This is a genomic window from Streptomyces sp. NPDC037242 (assembly GCF_055604165.1).
Window position 1 is genome coordinate 176,871 of the sequence record NZ_JBVJUY010000006.1, and the last position, 18,368, is coordinate 195,238.

20 protein-coding genes are annotated in these 18,368 nt (G+C 71.3%); 10 read left to right on the forward strand and 10 right to left on the reverse strand.

Annotated features, from left to right (window positions below; genetic code table 11):
- Positions 1-29: 29 nt before the first annotated feature.
- Both ACZ7GJ_RS10195 and ACZ7GJ_RS10200 read left to right on the forward strand, forming a co-directional pair.
- Positions 30-1,082, forward strand: coding sequence for a hypothetical protein (locus ACZ7GJ_RS10195; RefSeq protein ID WP_470750694.1), 1,053 nt, complete (start codon positions 30-32; stop codon positions 1,080-1,082).
- A 52-nt stretch (positions 1,083-1,134) separates the two neighbouring features.
- Entirely contained in the window at positions 1,135-1,743 is a 609-nt protein-coding gene (locus tag ACZ7GJ_RS10200) for a nucleoside/nucleotide kinase family protein (protein ID WP_470750695.1), read from the forward strand.
- 68 nt (positions 1,744-1,811) lie between these two features.
- Here ACZ7GJ_RS10200 and ACZ7GJ_RS10205 read toward each other — a convergent pair whose 3' ends face one another.
- On the reverse strand, positions 1,812-2,549 hold the full coding sequence (locus ACZ7GJ_RS10205; RefSeq protein WP_470750696.1) for a class I SAM-dependent methyltransferase: 738 nt from the start codon (positions 2,547-2,549) through the stop codon (positions 1,812-1,814).
- 162 nt (positions 2,550-2,711) lie between these two features.
- Between ACZ7GJ_RS10205 and ACZ7GJ_RS10210 the strand changes: the two genes are divergently transcribed.
- Positions 2,712-3,368: a response regulator gene (locus ACZ7GJ_RS10210; RefSeq protein WP_470750697.1), complete on the forward strand. Its 657-nt coding sequence runs from the start codon at positions 2,712-2,714 to the stop codon at positions 3,366-3,368.
- Between the two features lie 24 nt (positions 3,369-3,392).
- Here ACZ7GJ_RS10210 and ACZ7GJ_RS10215 read toward each other — a convergent pair whose 3' ends face one another.
- From ACZ7GJ_RS10215 to ACZ7GJ_RS10225, 3 genes are all read right to left on the reverse strand, one after another.
- Positions 3,393-3,812, reverse strand: coding sequence for a hypothetical protein (locus tag ACZ7GJ_RS10215; RefSeq protein WP_470750698.1), 420 nt, complete (start codon positions 3,810-3,812; stop codon positions 3,393-3,395).
- 218 nt (positions 3,813-4,030) lie between these two features.
- Positions 4,031-5,575, reverse strand: a complete 1,545-nt coding sequence (locus ACZ7GJ_RS10220) for an FG-GAP-like repeat-containing protein (protein WP_470750699.1) — start codon at positions 5,573-5,575, stop codon at positions 4,031-4,033.
- 192 nt (positions 5,576-5,767) lie between these two features.
- Entirely contained in the window at positions 5,768-6,208 is a 441-nt protein-coding gene (locus tag ACZ7GJ_RS10225) for a MarR family winged helix-turn-helix transcriptional regulator (protein ID WP_470750700.1), read from the reverse strand.
- Positions 6,209-6,276: 68 nt separating this feature from the next.
- On the opposite strand from ACZ7GJ_RS10225, the gene ACZ7GJ_RS10230 reads away from it, so the two are divergent.
- Positions 6,277-6,651 (forward strand): cupin domain-containing protein, encoded by a 375-nt coding sequence (locus tag ACZ7GJ_RS10230; protein ID WP_470750701.1) that lies wholly within the window; start codon positions 6,277-6,279, stop codon positions 6,649-6,651.
- 29 nt (positions 6,652-6,680) lie between these two features.
- Here ACZ7GJ_RS10230 and ACZ7GJ_RS10235 read toward each other — a convergent pair whose 3' ends face one another.
- Positions 6,681-7,643: an AraC family transcriptional regulator gene (locus tag ACZ7GJ_RS10235; RefSeq protein WP_470750702.1), complete on the reverse strand. Its 963-nt coding sequence runs from the start codon at positions 7,641-7,643 to the stop codon at positions 6,681-6,683.
- A gap of 102 nt (positions 7,644-7,745) precedes the next feature.
- Between ACZ7GJ_RS10235 and ACZ7GJ_RS10240 the strand changes: the two genes are divergently transcribed.
- Positions 7,746-8,669 (forward strand): NADP-dependent oxidoreductase, encoded by a 924-nt coding sequence (locus ACZ7GJ_RS10240; protein ID WP_470750795.1) that lies wholly within the window; start codon positions 7,746-7,748, stop codon positions 8,667-8,669.
- 136 nt (positions 8,670-8,805) lie between these two features.
- Here ACZ7GJ_RS10240 and ACZ7GJ_RS10245 read toward each other — a convergent pair whose 3' ends face one another.
- Positions 8,806-9,468: a response regulator gene (locus ACZ7GJ_RS10245; RefSeq protein ID WP_470750703.1), complete on the reverse strand. Its 663-nt coding sequence runs from the start codon at positions 9,466-9,468 to the stop codon at positions 8,806-8,808.
- Positions 9,443-10,615: a sensor histidine kinase gene (locus tag ACZ7GJ_RS10250; protein ID WP_470750704.1), complete on the reverse strand. Its 1,173-nt coding sequence runs from the start codon at positions 10,613-10,615 to the stop codon at positions 9,443-9,445. Before ACZ7GJ_RS10250 ends, ACZ7GJ_RS10245 begins: the two co-directional genes overlap by 26 nt.
- A gap of 174 nt (positions 10,616-10,789) precedes the next feature.
- Here ACZ7GJ_RS10250 and ACZ7GJ_RS10255 point away from each other — a divergent pair, with 174 nt between their 5' ends.
- The gene (locus tag ACZ7GJ_RS10255) at positions 10,790-13,087 is read left to right on the forward strand and encodes an MMPL family transporter (RefSeq protein ID WP_470750705.1); all 2,298 of its coding nucleotides are present in this window, start codon (positions 10,790-10,792) and stop codon (positions 13,085-13,087) included.
- Here ACZ7GJ_RS10255 and ACZ7GJ_RS10260 read toward each other — a convergent pair.
- Together ACZ7GJ_RS10260 and ACZ7GJ_RS10265 are read right to left on the reverse strand one after the other, a co-directional pair.
- Complete coding sequence (locus ACZ7GJ_RS10260; RefSeq protein WP_470750706.1) at positions 13,042-13,413, reverse strand: hypothetical protein; 372 nt, start codon at positions 13,411-13,413, stop codon at positions 13,042-13,044. The two genes, ACZ7GJ_RS10255 and ACZ7GJ_RS10260, sit on opposite strands and share 46 nt — an antisense overlap.
- A 48-nt stretch (positions 13,414-13,461) precedes the next feature.
- A complete protein-coding gene (locus tag ACZ7GJ_RS10265; protein ID WP_470750707.1) occupies positions 13,462-14,586 on the reverse strand; it encodes an endonuclease/exonuclease/phosphatase family protein in 1,125 nt (374 codons plus the stop codon).
- A gap of 210 nt (positions 14,587-14,796) precedes the next feature.
- Between ACZ7GJ_RS10265 and ACZ7GJ_RS10270 the strand changes: the two genes are divergently transcribed.
- The 4 genes from ACZ7GJ_RS10270 to ACZ7GJ_RS10285 all read left to right on the forward strand — a co-directional run bounded on the left by ACZ7GJ_RS10270 (position 14,797) and on the right by ACZ7GJ_RS10285 (position 17,479).
- Positions 14,797-15,225: a hypothetical protein gene (locus tag ACZ7GJ_RS10270; RefSeq protein ID WP_470750708.1), complete on the forward strand. Its 429-nt coding sequence runs from the start codon at positions 14,797-14,799 to the stop codon at positions 15,223-15,225.
- Between the two features lie 8 nt (positions 15,226-15,233).
- Positions 15,234-15,923, forward strand: coding sequence for a hypothetical protein (locus tag ACZ7GJ_RS10275; RefSeq protein WP_470750709.1), 690 nt, complete (start codon positions 15,234-15,236; stop codon positions 15,921-15,923).
- Between the two features lie 94 nt (positions 15,924-16,017).
- Positions 16,018-16,416 (forward strand): nuclear transport factor 2 family protein, encoded by a 399-nt coding sequence (locus ACZ7GJ_RS10280; protein WP_470750710.1) that lies wholly within the window; start codon positions 16,018-16,020, stop codon positions 16,414-16,416.
- A gap of 136 nt (positions 16,417-16,552) precedes the next feature.
- Positions 16,553-17,479 (forward strand): endonuclease/exonuclease/phosphatase family protein, encoded by a 927-nt coding sequence (locus ACZ7GJ_RS10285; RefSeq protein ID WP_470750711.1) that lies wholly within the window; start codon positions 16,553-16,555, stop codon positions 17,477-17,479.
- Positions 17,480-17,531: 52 nt separating this feature from the next.
- Here the strand turns inward: ACZ7GJ_RS10285 and ACZ7GJ_RS10290 are convergent, their stop codons facing one another.
- Positions 17,532-18,272, reverse strand: coding sequence for an SDR family NAD(P)-dependent oxidoreductase (locus ACZ7GJ_RS10290; protein ID WP_470750712.1), 741 nt, complete (start codon positions 18,270-18,272; stop codon positions 17,532-17,534).
- Positions 18,273-18,368: the final 96 nt, after the last annotated feature.

An 18,368-nucleotide genomic window follows, 5' to 3' on the forward strand; every position in this document is an offset into this window, starting at 1 on the left:
CATGACAGCGGCATCCAGGGGGGATACGCATGGCACGGAGCACGATGCGGCTCGCAGTCGTACGGGCCTTGGCTACGGCAGCACTGCTGGCGGGTGTCGCGGCCGGGGCGGTGGCCGCGCCCGGCACCGCGCAGGCCGCCACGCCGACCGCCGCGGCGACGGCACCCGCCGCGGCGACGGGACCCGCCGCGGCGCAGCGTTCCGCCTTGGCGGAGCACGGCCCGCGCTACGCCCGGACGGCCGCGAGCGCGGAGCTGCCGGACATGCCGGAGCTGCCCGGCATCCAACAGCCCGTGTCCGAAGGAACGTTCAGCTTCAGCGGTGACCCCGGTGACGAGGTCACCCAGGGCCGTTCGAAGTCCTTCGGCACACCCATGCAGAACTTCTTCATCTACCGCAGCACCGGCAGCAACATGGCGGAGATCCGGGTCCAGGACGGCGACACCTGGTGGTACGCGGCCTTCGGCGCCCCGGCGGGCCGAAAGCTCACCGCCGGAACCTACTCCGGAGCCACCCTGTTCCCGTTCCACGAGAGCACGCCGGGACTCGACTTCTCCGGCGACGGCCGCTACTGCAACGCCGTCACGGGCAGCTTCACCGTGCACAGCATCGACTGGACCCCGCAGGGCCATCTCAACTCCCTCGACGCCAGCTTCGAACAGCGCTGCCAGGGCAGTACGGCCGCCTCCCGCGGCTCCGTCCGCGTCCAGGCACCGCCGGCCCCGCCGGTGCTGGCCCTGGCCGTGACGGGCGCCCGGATCGGCAGCGTCACCCCCGAGGGCGAGGCGGTGCTCCACGGCACCCTGCGGTGCACCAAGTCCGCGCAGGTCAACGTGTACGCGTACGTGGTCCAGCAGCAGGGCGACCAGAAGATCACCGGCTGGCTCCGCGAGTCGGTCGACTGCACGGCCGGCACGACGGTCGCGTGGCAGGGGAAGGCGACCGCCTACGATTTCGCCCGCTACCGGGACGGCTGGGCCGACGCGTCGGTGGGCGCGAGGGCCTACGACTGGGACTACCTGATCGACACCCAGGCCCCGGGCAGGAACCCGAGGGTCTGCCTCGGCCGCTGCGGGAGCTGACCCCGCGGCCCCGGGCTCCGGAGGACCGGCCCGGCCGGGGCAGGATGGGGGGATGGAGAGGAAAGAACTGGAACGGCGCGCGCGGGAGCTGGCGGCGCAGGGCGGGCGGCGGATCCTGGGGATCGCCGGGCCGCCCGGCGCCGGGAAGTCGACGCTGGCCGACGACCTCGCGCGGGCGCTGGGCCCCGGGCTGGCGGCCGTCGTGCCGATGGACGGCTTCCACCTCGCCCAGGCGGAACTCGTACGGCTGGGACGCGCCGACCGCAAGGGAGCGCCGGACACCTTCGACGCCGCCGGGTACGCGGCCCTGCTGCGCCGGCTGCGGGAGCCCGGCGGGGTGGTGTACGCGCCGGCCTTCGACCGCGCGCTGGAGGAGCCGATCGCCGGGAGCATCCCCGTGGACCCCGGTGTTCCGCTCGTGATCACCGAGGGCAACTACCTCCTGTACGAGGCGGGGGAGTGGGCCGCGGTGCGGCCGCTGCTGGACGAGGCCTGGTTCCTGGCGCCCGACGACACGCTCCGCGTACGGCGGCTGATCGCCCGGCACGTCCGCCACGGCAAGGAGGAGTCGTACGCCGCGCAGTGGGTGAACCGGTCGGACGAGGCGAACACCCGCCTCGTCGCCCCGGGCCGCAGCCGCGCCGACCTGGTGGTGGAGTGAGTACGTTCGCGGCCCTAGGGGGTGGCTGACGGGCGTCGCGACGCCCGTCGACATCCGTCAGACACCCCCTAAGGGCGGCGGGTCGCGAGGTTGAGGTCGACGACGTAGTGCTCCTCGATCCAGCCGTCGGGGAAGAGGGCCGTCAGGTGGGCACGCTCGGCGGTGAGGAAGTCATGCGTTCCCGGTTTGTCGATCAGGAAGAGCGACTGCGTGGCGAGTTTGGCCAGATGAGTGTCGACGGGGATGCGTCGTGACCAGCGCAGTCGGCGGTTGGTGAAGGCGAGACCCGGATACGGTCCCGTGCGTTCGTTGATGTACCAGCCGGGGCCGAAGCGGTCCTCGATGCGGGCCTGCTGGTCGGCGATCCACCCCACGCCGGTGTCCGGGTCGTTGGACCAGACGGCCAGTGCGCCGCCGGGCCGCAGGACGCGCAGGGCTTCGGGGACCGAGCGCGCGGGGTCGGTCCAGTGCCAGGACTGCGCGTACGTGAGGAGGCCCAGGCCGGCGTCGGCCAGCGGAAGGCGGTTGCCGTCGCCGCGGACCAGGGGGACGCCCGGGTTGCGGCGCCGGAACTCGGCAGCCATTCCGTCGCCCGGCTCCACGGCCAGGACCCGGGCGCCGCGCGCGTGCAGGAGGGCGGTCGCGATGCCGGTGCCCGCCCCGACATCGGCGACGCGCGCACCGGCCAGCGGGAAGCCGGCAGACTCCTCCACGGCGTCGAGCAATGCGGACGGATAGGAGGGGCGGTAGGCGGCGTACCGTGCGGCCGCGGCGCTGAACGAACGAGCACGGGATCCGGTCGTCATACCGTCCATGATGAGTGCCCCGTCAACGGGGCGTGCGACCGGGCGGGCCGTCCGGGCTTGATCGACGGGAGGGCAGGGGTGAAGATCGTCGCCAGTACATGATCACGACGCCCTGACCAGGCGTCGTACCAGGCGCCGTACCAGGGGGAGAGAACACCGCGTATGCCTACGATCCTTGTCGTGGACGACCAGATCCTCGTGCGCTCGGGGCTGGTCGCTCTGCTGCGGGCAGCACCCGGCCTCGACGTGGTGGGCGAGGCGGACAGCGGCGAAGCCGCGGTGCGGCTCGCCGCCGCCACCCGGCCCGACGTCGTCCTCATGGACATCCGCATGCCCGGCATGGGAGGTCTCGACGCGACCCGGGAGATCCTCGCGCGGGCCGACCCGGAGGCGGTGCCCAAGGTCCTCGTCCTGACGACGTTCGACCTGGACACGCACGTCTACGACGCCCTTCGGGCCGGCGCCAGCGGCTACTTGCTCAAGGACACCCCGCCGGACCGGCTCATCTCCGCCATCACCGCCGTGCACGGCGGAGACATGCTCTTCAGTCCGGCGGCGATCCGGGGGCTCGTGGGCGCCTTCACTCCCCAACGCCCGGCGCCCCGACCCCATCCCGGCCTCCAGGCACTCACCCAGAGGGAGGTGGAGGTCCTTGCCCTCGTCGGCGCCGGACTGTCGAACGCCGACATCGCCGAGCAACTCGTGCTCAGCCCTGCGACCGTCAAGACCCACGTCCACCACTGCATGAGCAAACTGTCACTGACCAGCCGGGCGCAGGCGGTCGTCGTGGCCTACGAGACCGGACTCGCCGCGGTGTGAACCGGTCCGGCGGCCGCCTTGCCGTCAGAGCTGGACGCAGGTCTCTGCGTGGTTGACCTCGCAGATGAACAGGCGGACATCCGCGACGTCCGCGCCATTGCCCTTGGCGTTGATCTTGTGGTACTTGCCGTCGTTGTTCCACGAGCCGCTGGTCTTGTTCCACTTGGAGAACTTGGTGTAGAGGCTGACCTGGCGGCCGTTCGTGGAGCACTTGTCGGACACCTTGAAGTCCCAGTCCGTCTTGTACGCCTGGATGTTGTTGTACTTGGTGGTCGCGTACCAGTGGTAAGTGCCTTCCGCGGCGGCGCAGCCGTTGGCCGTCTGGGCCTTGTAGGTGCCGCCCGCGGCCTGTGCGGAGCCGCCGAAGGCCACGACCAGCCCCACACCGGCGGCGGCGACCGCCAGACTCCGTGCGGCGGCCTTGAACTTCGTTCCGTGCGTCATGGTTTCCCCTGAAGGTTCTGCGTCCGGTTGTTCTGACAGGGGAAAACTAACGAGAGGACCGAACGGGCCTCGACCGACGGAGGGTTGATCCCTGTCCGGTACCAAGGTGGTGGCCGGAGCGGGACTCACCCCGGGGTCGGTCCCGCTCTACAACGAGTGGTGTAGATGCAAAAGACCCCGGGGCGCATGCCCCGGGGTCTTCTCCGTACCGGTGTCGGTCAGGCGCCGCCGGCGACGGTGCCGATGTAGGTCCAGCCGCCGTTGGGGTCGCCGCCGTTGAAGAGGTAGCCGGTGATGCTGCCGTTGGTTCCGGCGACGAGGTAGTCGGCGTGGGTGTCGCCGTCGAAGTCGGCGATGTGGACCTGGTTGTGGTCCGTGGTCACGCCCGTGGCGATCTGCCCCACGGGCCGCCAGCCGCCGTGGGAGTCGCCGCCGCGGTTGACGTACGCGGTGACGCTGCCGTCGGGGGCGACGGTCCAGTAGTCGGCGCGTCCGTCGCCGTCGAAGTCGGCCAGGCGGACCCGGGTGCGGTCGGTGGTGGTGCCACCGGCGACCTGGCCGATGCCGTACCAGCCTCCGCCGTTGTCCCCGCCGCGGTTGAGGTAGGCCTGGACGGCGCCGCTGTCGGCGATGGTGACGTAATCGGCCTTGCCGTCGCCGTCGAAGTCGGAGAGGCGGACCTGCTCGTGCCGGTTGGTGGTGCCGCCGGCGACCCGGCCGATGCCCTGCCAGCCGCCGCCGTTGTCCCCGCCGCGGTTGAGCCAGACGTTGACCGAACCGTCGGTGTCGATGACGACGTAGTCGGCCTTGCCGTCGCCGTCGAAGTCGACGAGGCGCACCCGGCCGCGGTCGTTGGTGATGCCGCCCGCGACGAGGCCGCGGTCCTTCCAGCCGGCTGCCCCCGCCGGGTCTCCGCCCCGGTTCAGCCGGGCCCGCACCTCGCCGTTGTCGGCGATCGTCACGAGGTCGAGGCGGCCGTCACCGTCGAAGTCGGCCCACCGCGCCGCCCCGCTGCCGCCGTTCTCGGAACCCGCCCGCGGAGCCGGCGGACGTACGGTCCAGCCGTTGGTGACGGCCTGCTCCAGGCCGGCGTTGAAGGACTCGGCCATCTTGCGGTAGCCGGAGTCGTTGGGGTGGAGCTGGTCGGGCAGCTCGGCCGCCTCCAGGCGCGGCGGGGGGACGTAGAGGATCCGCTCGCCGCGGCTGCGCCGGGCGGCTGCCTGGTCGCTGACGTAGGTGTTGACGTGCTCGATCTCGCCCGCGAGTCCGGTGGTGTCGGGGAGCAGGCCCTGGACGACGACCGTGACCGAGGGACGGTTGGCCACGATGCGGTCCACGAGGGTGGAGAAACTGCGCGCGGTGTCGGCGGGGCTGATGTGGTTCCACGTGAGGTCGTTGATGCCCAGGTGGAGGAGGATCACATCGGGGTCGGCCGAGGTCTGCCACCGGTCGATGTTGGTACGTATCTGGTCGACGGTGTAACCGGGGTGGCCCTCGTTGTCCGGGTCCGCGACGGACCCGCTGGTGCCCGAGCCGACGAAGTCGGGCGTGAAGCGGGACTGGCCGGCCATCAGGTCCCACAGGTGCGCCCGGTACCCGGCGCCGTGCGAACTGCCGGCGCCCGCGGTGATGGAATCGCCGAGCGGCAGAATCCTGACGAGGGGCCGGGGCGGCTGCGGCGCCGCTGTGGCGACAGTGGTGTCGAGGCCGAGTGTGCAGAGCCCGCCGACGAGGGCGAGGCTCAGGGTGGTGGAACGTTTCATCACGTTTATGAGGCCTTGAGGTGGTAGCAGTGTGACGCGGTCCCCCGTCTGAGCGCGCGGGTGAGCGCGAGCCGCAGAAGACGCGGGGTCAGAACACGCCAGCATATCCGGCGCTGTGACCTGTGCACTCGCCAGCCTGGCCGTTCCGGCGAGCAAGATCAAGGGGATAAATGCGCGAGCGAGGGTTGCGGCTCACCAGGCTGGGCGGATCGGCCCCGGCGGGGTCAGCCGGGTCAGGTCGGCGACGAGTTCGCTGAAGCGCGCCTCTCCCAGCGCCTCCCGCCACGGCGCGACGGCGTCCCTGGCCGCCTCGTCGGCGGCGCGGGTGGCCGCCCAGCCCGCCTCGGTCAGCTCCAGGAGCCGGGCGCGGGCGTCGTTGGGGTGCGGGCGCCGTACGACGTACCCCTTGCGGACCAGCTCCTCGACCAGCTGGGCGGCGGCCTGCTTGGTCACCCCCAGGTGCTCGGCGAGTTGGGCCGTGGTGGCGTCGCCCAGGGAGATGCGGGCGAAGGCGAAGCCGTGGGCGGGCCGCAGGTCCTCGAATCCCTGCTGGGAAACGCGGGCGTGGATCTCCTGCACCAGTTGCCCGGAGAGAGCCAGTACGAGTGCGGAGAAGGCGAGGGCGTCGTCCATGGGCTTGACTATAACTCGTCAAGCTGCTTGTCTTAATGGACAAGCTACTTGTCCATATGGAGGTTGGTATGCCGTTCATCCGCAGTGACCAGGCCGTCGCGCACGAGATCCACGGCGGCCGCTTCGTTTCCTACGTCCGTCCCGGCACGGGCAGCCGGGAACTCGCCGCCTGGCGCACCGAGATCCCGGCCGGCATGGTCGGCCCGGCCCACACGATCAGCCACGAGGAGACGTTCTACGTCCTGTCCGGCCGCCTCCGGCTCACCATCGACGGCGAGAGCGCCGAACTCGGCGTAGGCGACGCGGCGGTGGCCCCGGCGGGCTCCGAGCTCGGGGTCGCCAACACCACCGACCTGCCCGCGCACATGTGGGTCACCACCAGCGTCGGACTCACGGCCAAACTGGCCGACGGCACCACCGTCACGCCGCCCTGGGCCCACTAGGGCCTGTGTGAGGTGGCTGTCGCTCCCGTTCAGCTCCCGCGCCGGTAAGCGCCCGGCGGTATCCCGTGCGCGCGCTTGAAGGCGTGGGCGAAGGCGAACTCGGATGTGTAGCCCACCTGGACGGCCACGGATCGCAGTGGTGCGTCCGATGTCCGTAGCAGTCGTGCCGCGTTGGTCATCCGCCACCAGGTCAGGTAGCCGAGGGGCGGCCGGCCAACCAGCCGTGTGAAGCGCCTGGCGAAGGGTGCCCGGGAGAGCCCGGCCTCCGTGGCGAGCGTCGCCACGGTCCACGGGGTCGCCGGATCGCGGTGGATGGCGTGGAGGGCCGCCGCGACCTGCGGGTCGTTCAGCGCGGCAGCCCACCCGGTGGTGGCTGCTCCGCCGGGCTGTTCGGCGAACCAGACGCGCAGGATGTACAGCAGCAGCGTGTCCAGAAGCGCGGGAACGGCCGCGTCCGTGCCCAGCCCCGGGGCCTCCAGCTCGGCGGCGAGCAGCCTTACCGCCGAGTCGAGTTCGGGACGGCGGTCGGGGCGCGCCGGCAGGTGGATCAGATCCGGCAGGGTGAGCAGCAGCGGGTGGGCGCGGGACGGGTCGAGTCGGTAGGCCCCGCAGAGCAACACGGTGACCGGACCACCGTCCCCGCTCCTGTCGACGCTGTCCAAGGCGTACGCGTCGTACCGCCCCGAGCCATCCACGTCATCCGGTCCAGCCGGTCCGTCCGGGCCGCAGGCCGGGGCCTCCACCGAGGTCTCGGGGCTGTCGGTCAGGACATGCCCCTTGCCGTGCGGCAGGAACACCACGTCCCCCGTGCCCAGTCGGACGGGTGCCGCGTCCCCGGCCAGGAGCCAGCACGAACCCTGAAGGACCACCTGGAAGCCCGCCGACCCCGGTACGGAGGCGAACTCCTGCCCCCACGGTGCATGCCACCGCACACACGCCGACCGAGGCCGGCCGGTCCGCGTCACCGCGACCACGTCGCTGAGCACATCCATGCCCCGAGAGTACGTGCGGGTGCGAGACGATCGCGCATGAATGAGGCGGTCTCACGCATGGATCGTCCTCATCCGCGCTCATAGATTCAGGGCATGACGACGATGAAGGCCGCTCGCATCCACGAGTTCGGCGACCCCTCCGTGATCCGCCACGACGACGTTGCCCGTCCTCGCCCCGACTTCGGCGAAGTCCTCGTCCGTGTCGCCGCGACCTCGTTCAACCCCACCGAAGCCGCGCTCCGCGCCGGGCTGTTGCAGGCGTTCCTCCCCGTGGACCTGCCGTACACGCTCGGCTGGGACGCCGCCGGCACCGTGGCCGAGATCGGCCCGGGGGTGGAAGGGTTCGCCGTGGGCGACCGGGTGATCGGACGGCTCGACGGCGGGGGCGCGGCCGCCGAGTACGTCCGGGCGCCCGCCGCCGAGCTGACCGCAGCACCGGGATCCGTCCCGCTCGCGCACGCCGCGGCGCTTCCCGTTGCCGGTCTGACGGCGTGGCAGGCGGTGTTCGAGCACGGGAAGGTGGCCAGGGGCCTGCGGGTACTGGTCAACGGCGCTGGTGGCGGCGTCGGAGGCTTCGTCACGCAACTCGCCAAGTACGCCGGGGCCGAGGTGACCGCCACGGCCGGCCCGCGAAGCACCGAGGCCGTCCTGCGGCAGGGAGCGGACCACGTCATCGACTACACCGCCCGACCGGTGACCACCGCCCTCGACGGCCCGGTCGACATCCTGCTCAACCTCGTCCCGGTCAGCCTGCAGGGCGCCGCGGCCCTGGTGCCCCTGGTGCGGCCGGGCGGGCGGATCGTGTCGATCGCCACCCCGATCGAGCCGCCGCGCGACGCCGGGGTGAGCGCGACGCACGTGGTCGCCCGCAACGACGCCGCGGACCTGCGGGCGCTCGTGGAACTCGTCGACGCCGGCATGCTCACCCTCGACATCGGCTCAACACGCCCACTGGCCGACCTCGCCGACGTCCACCGCCTCAGCCAGGCCGGCCGGATCCGGGGCAAGGTCCTCGTCATTCCGTGAGCCGGCCGCAACTCCGTGCGGGGGCTCATGGACCGGTGCCCGGTGCCCGGTGCCCGGTGCCCGGTGCCCGGTGCCCGGTGCCCGGTGCCCGGTGCCCGGTGCCCGGTGCCCGGTGCCCGGTGCCCGGTGCCCCGGCTCAGGTTCCGGGAAGGATGCGGCGCGTCTCGTAGGCCCACATCGCGATCTCGACCCGATTGCGGGCGCCGAGTTTCGCCATCAGGCTGGCCAGATGCGTCTTCACCGTGCTGAGGCTGATGTGCAGCGCATCGGCGATCTCGGTGTTGGTCAGCCCGCGAGCGACGGCGAGGAGCACCTGCTCCTCGCGGGCGGTGACGGGGGAGACCGGCTGGGCCGCGGGCCGGCCGGCGGGCAGGTCCGAGAAGGCCTGGAGCAGACGGACGGTGACGCTGGGCGCGATGAGCGCCTCACCGTCGGATGCCGACCGTACGGCCTGCGCCAGAAGGTCCGGCCCCGTGTCCTTGAGGAGGAATCCTCGGGCGCCGGCACGCAGTGAGCCGTAGACGTACTCGTCGAGGTCGAAGGTGGTGATGACGACCACGGCCAGCGGATCGGCGACGCCCGGGCCGGCGATCAGACGGGTGGCCTCCAGCCCGTCGAGTACGGGCATGCGGATGTCGAACAGGCAGACGTCGGGGCGCAGTTCGCGGGCCAGGCGGACCGCCTGCTGTCCGTCGGCGGCCTCGCCGACCACCTCGATGTCGGGCTGGGCGTTCAGCATGATGCGCAGCCCGTTGCGGATGATGGTCTGGTCGTCAGCGACGAGGACGCGAATGGCCATCGCTCACCCTCCTCGCTCTCGGCAGCTCGGCTTCGACATGCCAGCCCTCGTTGGCGCCCGGGCCGGCTTGTAGTGTGCCGCCGAGCAGAGCCGCGCGCTCGCGCAGTCCGGTAAGTCCGTATCCGTCGCGACATCGGCCGGTGCGTTGACCGTTGTCGCGCACATTCACCCGTACCGTACGCCGTTCCGCGGTCACCCGGACGACGACCTCGGTCGCACTGACCGCATGGCGCATCGCGTTGGTCACCGACTCCTGCACGATGCGGTAGACGGCCGCGTCCACGGCCGGGGGCAGCGCGTCCAGCTCGCCGTCGAGCCCCAGGTCGACCCTGAGGCGACCACCCGGCGCGCGCACCAGGCGCTCCAGGTCCGCCACGCCGGCAGGTGGCGCCAGCTCGGCGCCGACCCCGCGGCCGCGCAGCGCGGCGACCATGGCTCGCATTTCCTCGAGCGTGCGAGCCCCTTCCTCCTCGACCCCCTCCAGCGCCTCGACGGCGGCGGACGGGTCGGTGCCCGCGAGCACCCGGCCCGCCTGGGCGCGGATCACTATGGCCGAGACGTGGTGGGCCACCGTGTCGTGCAGTTCCCGGGCGAGCTGCTCACGCTCGCGGGAGCGTACTTGCTCCCACTCCCGCTCGCGAGCGGCCACCCGGAACCGTACGGCAGCCCCGATCAAGCCGGGCAGCAGCAGGAAGACAAGGCCCGCGCCCTGTTCGAGGGCCGGGGTGTCGTCCGTGACGGCACACACCGCGAAGGCTGCGAGGATCACCGCGCCGCCCAGTACGATCTCCCGTCCCGATCCCCACCGGGGCAGTGCGTACACCAGCACGAGCGCGACGCCGCCGGTGTAGAGGCCGACGGGCTCGCGCGTCGCGGCGACGAGCGAAGCCACCTGGAGCAGGATCACCGAGCCGAACCCCAGAGTGACCATCGCCAGCGGGCGGGTCCGGCGCCACAGGGGCAGCAGGCACATCCCTACGGCGAACACCACCGCCACCGGCCGCCACACGACGTCCTCGCGCAAGGTGGCCTCCAGCACCGCAGCGCCCAGGCCCGCGGCGAGCAGCACCCAGTCCCTCCGCACCCGGGCGGGACTGTCGGGCGGCCGGGGCTCGGTCCACAGGGTTCGCAGGTCGTCTCGCAGCACGTTCCCAGCCTAGGCACCGCGCAGTGCCGCGCATCGGCCGAAAGGACGGGGCCTCACTCCGACTTGAGGCCGATGGATCCGCGGCCCGCGAGCCGATGCCGCAGAGCGCCGTGGCGAGGAGCCTCGGCATCGGCGGCCGTACAAGGACGGCCGACGAGGTGGTTGGAGAACCCGATGCTCTCGAAAGCCCTGTTGCGCCTGGGCACAAGCGCCGCCCGCCATCCCTGGCGGATGATCGCGGCATGGCTGCTCGCCGCCATGCTTGCCGTCCTCGCCGCCTTCGCCTTCGGCGGGCGGACCGCGGACTCGATGACCGCTCCGGGACTGGACTCCCAACGGGCCGCGGCACTGATCGAGCGGGCCGGCACGGGTCAGGAGGGGATGACCGCCCAGGTCGTCGTCACCCCCCGCGACGGCGGTGCGACCTTCTTCGACGGCGGCAGCGCGCGCACCGCTCTCACGCGGCTGCAGACCGAGGTGAAGCGGCTGCCGCACGTGCTCGGCACGAGCGACCCGGCGGGGGCACTCGACGCAGGCCGGGACAGCGCCGTGCGCGGCGGACTTGTCTCGGCCGACGGACGGATCGCGGTCGTCCGGGTGCAGTACCCCGACCAGAGCCGACTGTCGGCCGAGGACCTCGACGCCCTGGTCGATCTCGGCGACCGGCTGCGCGCCGAGCTGCCCCTGCGGATCGAGATGGGCGGGAGCCTCTTCTACGCCTTCTCCGACCCCGACGGCGGCGCAAGCGAGTTGATCGGGCTCCTTGCCGCCGCCGCGATCCTGTTCCTGGCATTCGGTTCGCTCGTCGCCGCCGCGCTCCCGATCGGCATGGCGGTCTTCGGGCTGACCGTCGGCGTTGCCACGATGACGGTACTGGCGGGCGTGATGGACGTCCCCGCCTTCGCACCGGTCCTGGGCAGCATGGTCGGGCTCGGAGTGGGCATCGACTACGCGCTGTTCGTGCTCGCCAGACACCGGGAGTACCTCGCGCGCGGGCTCGATCCACACGAGGCAGCCGGACGGGCGGTGGCCACGGCGGGGCGGCCCGTGGTCTTCGCCGGCGGCACCGTCGTCGTATCGATCCTCGGCATGGCGGTCGCGAACGTGCCGTTCATGACGGTGGGCGGCCTGGCAGTCTCGATCGTCGTCCTGACCATGGTGCTCGCGTCGGTGACGCTACTGCCGGCCTTCCTCGGCGCGGCCGGCCCGCGGCTGGGCCAGGCCGGCCGGATCGTCCGGGCTCTTCGGGCCAGGCGGTCGGGCCGAATCGACCGACGGCGGGACCCGGCGGCGGGCGCCGCCTCCGCCGCCGGGTGGCGGCGCTGGATCGGCCACGTCAGCCGGCACCCGGTGCCGTACGCGGTCGGCGCGGCGGGGCTGCTGCTGACGGCGGCGCTGCCCGTTCTCGGCCTGCGCGTCGGCCTGCCCGACGACGGCTCATTGCCGCAGAGCCGTACTGAACGCCGCGCCTACGACCTCGTCGCCGAGGGGTTCGGCCCGGGCACCAACGGGCCCCTCGTCATCGCCGCGGACCCCTCCGGCGATCGGGGAGTGGTGGACCGTCTCGTCACCACGGTCGCGGCGGATCCGGGCATCGCATCCGTCGCGCCGACACACATCGATGGGGCCACCGGCATCGCGACCCTCGTGGTGTTCCCGACCACCAGCCCTCAGGACAAGGCCACGGCCGACACCATCGCCCGGCTGCGCACCGAGGTGCTGCCCACGGCGATCGGGGAGGGCCCGGCCAGGGCCCACGTCGGCGGCGCCGCCGCGAGCCTGTCCGACGTGGGCCAACGCACCAGCCAGCGCCTGCCGGTGTTCATCGCCGCCGTGCTGGCGCTCTCGTTCCTTCTCCTGCTGCCGGTCTTCCGTTCGGTCGTCGTACCGCTCAAGGCGGTGATGCTCAACCTGCTGAGCATCGGCGCGGCCTACGGGGTCATGGTCGCGGTCTTCCAATGGGGCTGGGGAGGCGCGCTGATCGGACTGGAAGCGACAGTTCCGGTCGTGTCGTTCATCCCGATGTTCCTCTTCGCCATCCTGTTCGGCCTGTCCATGGACTACGAGGTGTTCCTCCTCGCGCGCGTCCGTGAGGAGTACGTGCGCACCGGTGACAACAGCACGGCGATCGTGGAGGGCGTCTCCGGCACCGCCCGGATCATCACGTCGGCCGCCCTCATCATGGTGGCGGTCTTCCTGTCCTTCGCCGTCGCCGACGACCCCTCCGCCAAAATGTTCGGGCTCGGCCTGGCCACCGCGATCTTCATCGACGCCACGGTCGTACGCATGGTGCTGGTACCGGCGACCATGACACTCCTCGGCCGGGCCAACTGGTGGCTGCCCACGTGGCTGGACCGGCTGCTTCCCCGAGGCCCGGTCGGCATCGACACTGCCGACGACACCGACGCAAGCTCCGGCCCGGGAAGTCAGACGGTTTCGGCGGCGCAGGATCCGTGCGGGCCGCAGGAGTAGCAGGTGTACCGCATGCATCCGGTGCACAGCCCGATGTTCTCCATCAGATAGCTGTCCCCGCAGCCCGCGCAGGTGGTCCGCTCGCGGAGGGCGGCGTCCCAGCCGTCTCTGCCGCCGATGGAGGCGTAGGAGGCGGCGACGAAGTCGGCCCGAGCCGTGTCGTGATCGGTCCGGTGGCGCAGGTGCCAGCAGTACACGGCGTAGAAGGCCTTGCCCGTCACCAGGTGGTCGCGGCCGCGGCCGTCGCGGATCCACAGCTCGACGAGATGCTTGATCCGGTCCTCGATGGGCAGGGCGCAGTCGAGAACCACGTGGTTGCTCTTCACCGCAGCAGTATGCGGGTCCCCGGCCGCGCAAGGTCCCGTCCGAGCGGCTCAGAAGTACGCGATGACGGGAGCGTGGTCCGAGACGCCGGTCGTGGGCTGGGTGTCCGGCGTCTGGTGCGTCATGTCCATCAGCGTCTGGTCCACCTGGCAGCCGGTGAAGTGGTGTCCGGGGCGCCGGTCGGTGAACAGGTGGTCCAGGGTGTAGGTGCTGGGAGTGGCGCCGGACCAGGTCTGATGGGTGTGAAGGGCCGGGTCGGTGGCGCAGCGGTCGAGGTCGCCCGAAATGCCGCCGAGCGTGGCCGACTTGGCCGAGGCGTTGAGGTCACCGCCGATGACGATGCCGTTGCGGAAGTCGGTGGCGAGCTCGGTCTTGATCAGCTGCGTCTGCAGGGTTCGTACGATGTCGGGGAACTTCTTCTTTGACACGCCCGGAACCAGGTGCGTCGTGCACAGCTTCTCGGCCCACGCGGTGGGGCGGACGCACAGTACGGGGCTCTTGCGTTTCGCCAGCTTCTGCAGCTCTTGAGTCAGGACGTCGCCGCTCTCCGCCGCGGGCAACTGCGCGAAGTCCGCCGCGGTCAGGTCGCGCGGCAGGCTTTCGATGATCTGGGTCTGGCTCTGGGCGAAGCCGCCCTTGACGGCGATCAGGACGCCGATGTCGCCGCCCAGGAACGGCCCTTCCAGACCCGGCTCCGAGCCCGGGCGGCAGTACTTGTTGCCGTCTGCCCGCGTGCCCGGGGCGTGGATCAGCTGCCAGTCGTCCGACAGGACCTGGTCGAGCAGCCACATGTGGCTCAACTTCTCGTTCGCCGTGGGCTCCCCGGGGTGCGCGGTGTATCCGCAGGCCTCCTGGAGCATGATCACGTTCGCGTCGTGCTTCGCGACGAGATCGGTGAGCGCCTGGATCTTCTTCGCCGGGAAGTTGCGTTGCGGGCAGTAGCCTTCGTCGCCGCGTGCGCCGCCGGCGTCTCCGCAGATGTTCCAGGTGACCACCCGCAGGGGGCCGGTCTTCGCCTGCAGGCTGTGGGAGAAGTCCTCGACGGCGTACGGCGGCACGGTGTCCGCCGCCGCTTCACCGCCGGCGGGCAGAGCGGCGGCATAGGTCGCCACGCCGAGTCCGGTGAGGACGAGTGCGGCCACGGTGACGAGGGCTCTGCGGGCGCGGTGTATCACGCTGGTTCCTTTGCGGCGGGCGGTACGGGGGGAGACGGTAGCCGTTTACAGCCTTCTTATCAATCATAGTTTGATTTCGATCAAGGCTGGTTGAAATCCGGCGGGTTCCCCCATACGGTCCTCGGGGGCCGGGAGCCGCCCATGCCCGGCTCGGCCGGGCCTCATGTACGCCGGTCCGGGTGAGTGCCGGCTGGCAGAGGGGGAGAGTCAGTGCGCCGCAGCATAGGTCGAACACGCTGGGAGGCGTCGACGCTGGTGTCCGCCGCGCCGTTCTGGAGGTCCGGTGGTCCGGCGACGAAGGCCGACGCCGGCCGTGCCGCCGAGTCCACCCGCCGTGCCGCCCCGGCGGCTCAGGCCGCGATCTCCGCCGCCCGCGCCGCGAACCTGACCGCTCTCGCGGTCGACGGGGCAGGCGCCTCCTCCGAGGTGGCCCGCGCCGCCTCCGCGTACGCCGCCGACGCGGCGGTGAAGGCCGGCAACGGCCAGCGGGCAGGGGACTCCATCCGCCGGTACGAGCCGGACGGTGCGGGCGGCGTGATCCAGCTGCCCCTCGGCGAAATGCCGGACCTGTCGGGGCGGGTGGGGGACTTGGGCCCCGTCGTCGGCGGAATCTTCTCGCACTGCAGTTGCATCGGATGAGGGAACGCATGGATCCACAGCTTCAACCCCTGTACCCGGACATCTCCGCGGCAGGCGGCCTCGCGATCGCGATGAGTACCTTGGCGCACCTGCGAGGCCTGCCCATCGGGCCGGTGGCAGCCTCGCTCCACGGCATCAGGATCGCAACGGACAGGGGAACGGTCACCGTCAGCCTCGCGCCCGAGGAGCGGCTGTTCCTCCTGGGCATCCACTCCCCGGGCTTCACCTGGGCGACCGGCTCGACAGGTGAGCTGGGGCTGCTCGTGGACGCGGTCGCCGCCTGGTGCTCCGGGATGTCGCTCGACGAGTTCGAAGCGAACTTCGCCTTCGTGCGGCTCGACGAGTTCGCCCGGGCGGTCGAAATCGGGGACGTCACTCCCCAGCAGTGGTCCCAGCTGCTCGGATCCGACTTCCATGCCGCCCACCGGAGCCTGTTGAGCCGCATTCACGCGGACGACCGGCTGCGCACGCTGTTCCCGACGTTCACGCACGGCGAGCTCCGGCTCCGCGTCGACCCGATGGACTTCGAAAGCCGGCAGTTCGTCGTCGATCACCTCGGGGAGCACCGCTATCAGGTCACAACGGTCGGTGAGCTGCGGACCGCGCGTGTCACCGAGTCGCTCGACGATCTGATCGGATACCTGCGCGCCCTCCTCGGCGGCGGCGACGGCGAAGACAACGACCGAGCCGGCTCGTAAGGCGATGGCAGACCTGCGCTCCGGGCTCCGCCAGGGCCCGGAGCGCAGGCGCGCCGCCCGGTGTTCGTGGCGACGGCGGGTGCAGCATGAGGGCATGAGCGACCGTGACGATTTCCTGGTGTGGGTGAAGACGGCCCTGTACGAAGCAGAACTGGCGCTCCACAACGGCGACGCGGCCCCCCGCCGGGCGCTCTGGTCGCGCAACGAGCCCGTGAGCGTCCTCGGGGCATGGCGCAGCGCCAACGGCCAGCGGGAGATCGACGCACTCTTCGCCGGCCTCGGCGACAGCTTCTCCGACTGCACGTCGTACGTCTTCGAACTGCGGGCGTTCGACGTCGTGGGTGACATGGCCTTTACGGCAGGCCTTGAGCACACCTCCGCCTCCGTCGACGGACAGCCGCGCACCTACACCTTGCGGGCCACCCAGGTGTACCGCCGCGAGGAGGGTGAGTGGAAGGTGGCCCATCGCCAGGGCGACACCGTGGCCGGGTGAGGCAAGTGAAGCAGCGGGATTAATCACAGTTGAACCGATATCAACTCCAATTGATGAATCCGGGGTTCGGTCGATACGATCTCCGCCGGTGATCTGCCCGATCCGAGGCGGCACACTCTCGGGAGGGAACCCGCTCATGAAACTCCGCCACAAGCTTTCGCTGGCCGGCGCGCTGTGCGCGCTGCTGCTGCCCGTCACGACGGCCCAGGCCGACACCGTGACCCCGAAGACGTACAACGTCTGGCAGTGGAACGTCGCCGGGGACGCCATTCACGACGGCCGGACCGACACCGGCATGGTCGACGCGGCGGTCGGCTCGATCGTCTACCGCAATGCGGACTTCGCGGCCTTCAACGAACTCTGCGAGAGCCAGTACAACGACCTCGTCACGAAGCTGCGCGACAAGCAGTGGCCGCAGCTGGCGACCAACTTCGCACGCTTCGAGCCGAGCCGCCAGGGCGGCAACCCGGCGATCTGCAAGAACGGCGCCTACGGCAACGCGATCTTCAGCAAGCGGCCGCTGGGCGCCGCCGACCGGATCGCGCTGCCGGACGACGGCACCGCCGAGAAGCGGAACATGCTGTGCGCGGCGCTCATCGACGGGTCGGGCACCCGTTTTTGCACCACGCACATCACCAAGGAGCTCGCCTTCAGCACCGCCCAGCTGAACGCCGTACACGCGGAGCTGGAGGCGCACAGCAGCGAGTCGGTGCTGATCGCCGGTGACTTCAACGCCCAGCCGGACTACGGCCGGCTGAACACCTTCTACGCGGCGAGCGCGAATACGGCCAACAACCCGAACAACACCGGCGAGTACCGCGAGCTCGACGACAACGACGAGGGCCAGTGCCTCGGGTACGGCGAGTGGACCGTCGAGGGTTCCGGATCCAACACCCCGCCCTGTGGGCCGAATGCCAAGATCGACATGATCTTCGTCCGTGAGTCGGCCCTCGCCGGCCCGTACAGCGCGGACTCGCTGGGCATCTCCGCCGGCTGCACCGACGTACCCGGAGGCCTCTGCTCCGACCACCGCATCCTGACCGGGACCGTCACCGTCAAGTAGCGGACCCCACAGGACTGCCGGCCAGGCCCCGCCCTCTTCCGATGGCGGGGCCTCAGGTCAGGTTCAGCCCGCCGTCGAAGACGATGACCTCGCCGGTGAGGTAGCTGCTGGCGATCACCGAAGCCACCAGTTCGGCCACGTCGGCGGGCTGCGCCGGTCGGCGCATGGGCGCGCGGTCCCGCCACAGCTCGTGCGCCTGTACCCAGTCCTTCGTCATCGGCGTGTCCACCAGCCCCGGAGCCAGGGCGTTGACCCGTACGTCGGGACCGAGCGCGGCCGCGAGGAGCCGTGTCACGTGGTTCAGAGCGGCCTTGCTCGCCGCGTACGGCACCGACGAGCCCTTGGGCCGCACCCCGGCATGGCTGGTGACGTTCACGATGCTGCCGCCCTCAGGGGACCGGCGCAGCGCCGGGAGTGCCTCCGTGCACAGCACCCAGGGCGCGATCAGGTTGACCTCCAGCAGCCGGCGCCAGTCCGCGGGCGTGGCCGCGGCCAGGTCGTCGTGGGGGATCGGCCAGCTGATGCCGGCATTGTTCACCAGCACGTCCAGCCGCCCGTACCGGCCGAGCGCCGCCCGGACCAGCCCTCGGGCCTCCTCCTCCACCTCCAGATCCGCCCGCAGGTACGCCCCGCCGAGCTCGGCCGCCAGCGCCTCGCCGGCCTCCACGCTGCTCCGCGAGTGCACGACCACCCGCACCCCGTCCGCGGCGAGCCTGCGCGCGACGGCCTCCCCGATGCCCGACGTCGACCCGGTGACCAGGGCCACGGGCCGATCCGCTCGATCAATGCTCATGCTCATGATCACGGATCCTGCCACGGCCGGGACGTCCGACCTGCAAGAAGGGGACCGATGGCGGTGGGACGGCCGATGGAACGGGCGTGCAATGGA

What these genes read in the sequence shown, in the direction of transcription:
- ACZ7GJ_RS10195 (WP_470750694.1), top strand. Translation starts at nt 30, where the DNA reads ATGGCACGGAGCACGATGCGGCTCGCAGTCGTACGGGCCTTGGCTACG.
- ACZ7GJ_RS10200 (WP_470750695.1), top strand. Translation starts at nt 1,135, where the DNA reads ATGGAGAGGAAAGAACTGGAACGGCGCGCGCGGGAGCTGGCGGCGCAG.
- ACZ7GJ_RS10205 (WP_470750696.1), bottom strand. Translation starts at nt 2,549, where the DNA reads ATGACGACCGGATCCCGTGCTCGTTCGTTCAGCGCCGCGGCCGCACGG.
- ACZ7GJ_RS10210 (WP_470750697.1), top strand. Translation starts at nt 2,712, where the DNA reads ATGCCTACGATCCTTGTCGTGGACGACCAGATCCTCGTGCGCTCGGGG.
- ACZ7GJ_RS10215 (WP_470750698.1), bottom strand. Translation starts at nt 3,812, where the DNA reads ATGACGCACGGAACGAAGTTCAAGGCCGCCGCACGGAGTCTGGCGGTC.
- ACZ7GJ_RS10220 (WP_470750699.1), bottom strand. Translation starts at nt 5,575, where the DNA reads ATGAAACGTTCCACCACCCTGAGCCTCGCCCTCGTCGGCGGGCTCTGC.
- ACZ7GJ_RS10225 (WP_470750700.1), bottom strand. Translation starts at nt 6,208, where the DNA reads ATGGACGACGCCCTCGCCTTCTCCGCACTCGTACTGGCTCTCTCCGGG.
- ACZ7GJ_RS10230 (WP_470750701.1), top strand. Translation starts at nt 6,277, where the DNA reads ATGCCGTTCATCCGCAGTGACCAGGCCGTCGCGCACGAGATCCACGGC.
- ACZ7GJ_RS10235 (WP_470750702.1), bottom strand. Translation starts at nt 7,643, where the DNA reads ATGGATGTGCTCAGCGACGTGGTCGCGGTGACGCGGACCGGCCGGCCT.
- ACZ7GJ_RS10240 (WP_470750795.1), top strand. Translation starts at nt 7,746, where the DNA reads ATGAAGGCCGCTCGCATCCACGAGTTCGGCGACCCCTCCGTGATCCGC.
- ACZ7GJ_RS10245 (WP_470750703.1), bottom strand. Translation starts at nt 9,468, where the DNA reads ATGGCCATTCGCGTCCTCGTCGCTGACGACCAGACCATCATCCGCAAC.
- ACZ7GJ_RS10255 (WP_470750705.1), top strand. Translation starts at nt 10,790, where the DNA reads ATGCTCTCGAAAGCCCTGTTGCGCCTGGGCACAAGCGCCGCCCGCCAT.
- ACZ7GJ_RS10275 (WP_470750709.1), top strand. Translation starts at nt 15,234, where the DNA reads ATGGATCCACAGCTTCAACCCCTGTACCCGGACATCTCCGCGGCAGGC.
- ACZ7GJ_RS10280 (WP_470750710.1), top strand. Translation starts at nt 16,018, where the DNA reads ATGAGCGACCGTGACGATTTCCTGGTGTGGGTGAAGACGGCCCTGTAC.
- ACZ7GJ_RS10285 (WP_470750711.1), top strand. Translation starts at nt 16,553, where the DNA reads ATGAAACTCCGCCACAAGCTTTCGCTGGCCGGCGCGCTGTGCGCGCTG.
- ACZ7GJ_RS10290 (WP_470750712.1), bottom strand. Translation starts at nt 18,272, where the DNA reads ATGAGCATTGATCGAGCGGATCGGCCCGTGGCCCTGGTCACCGGGTCG.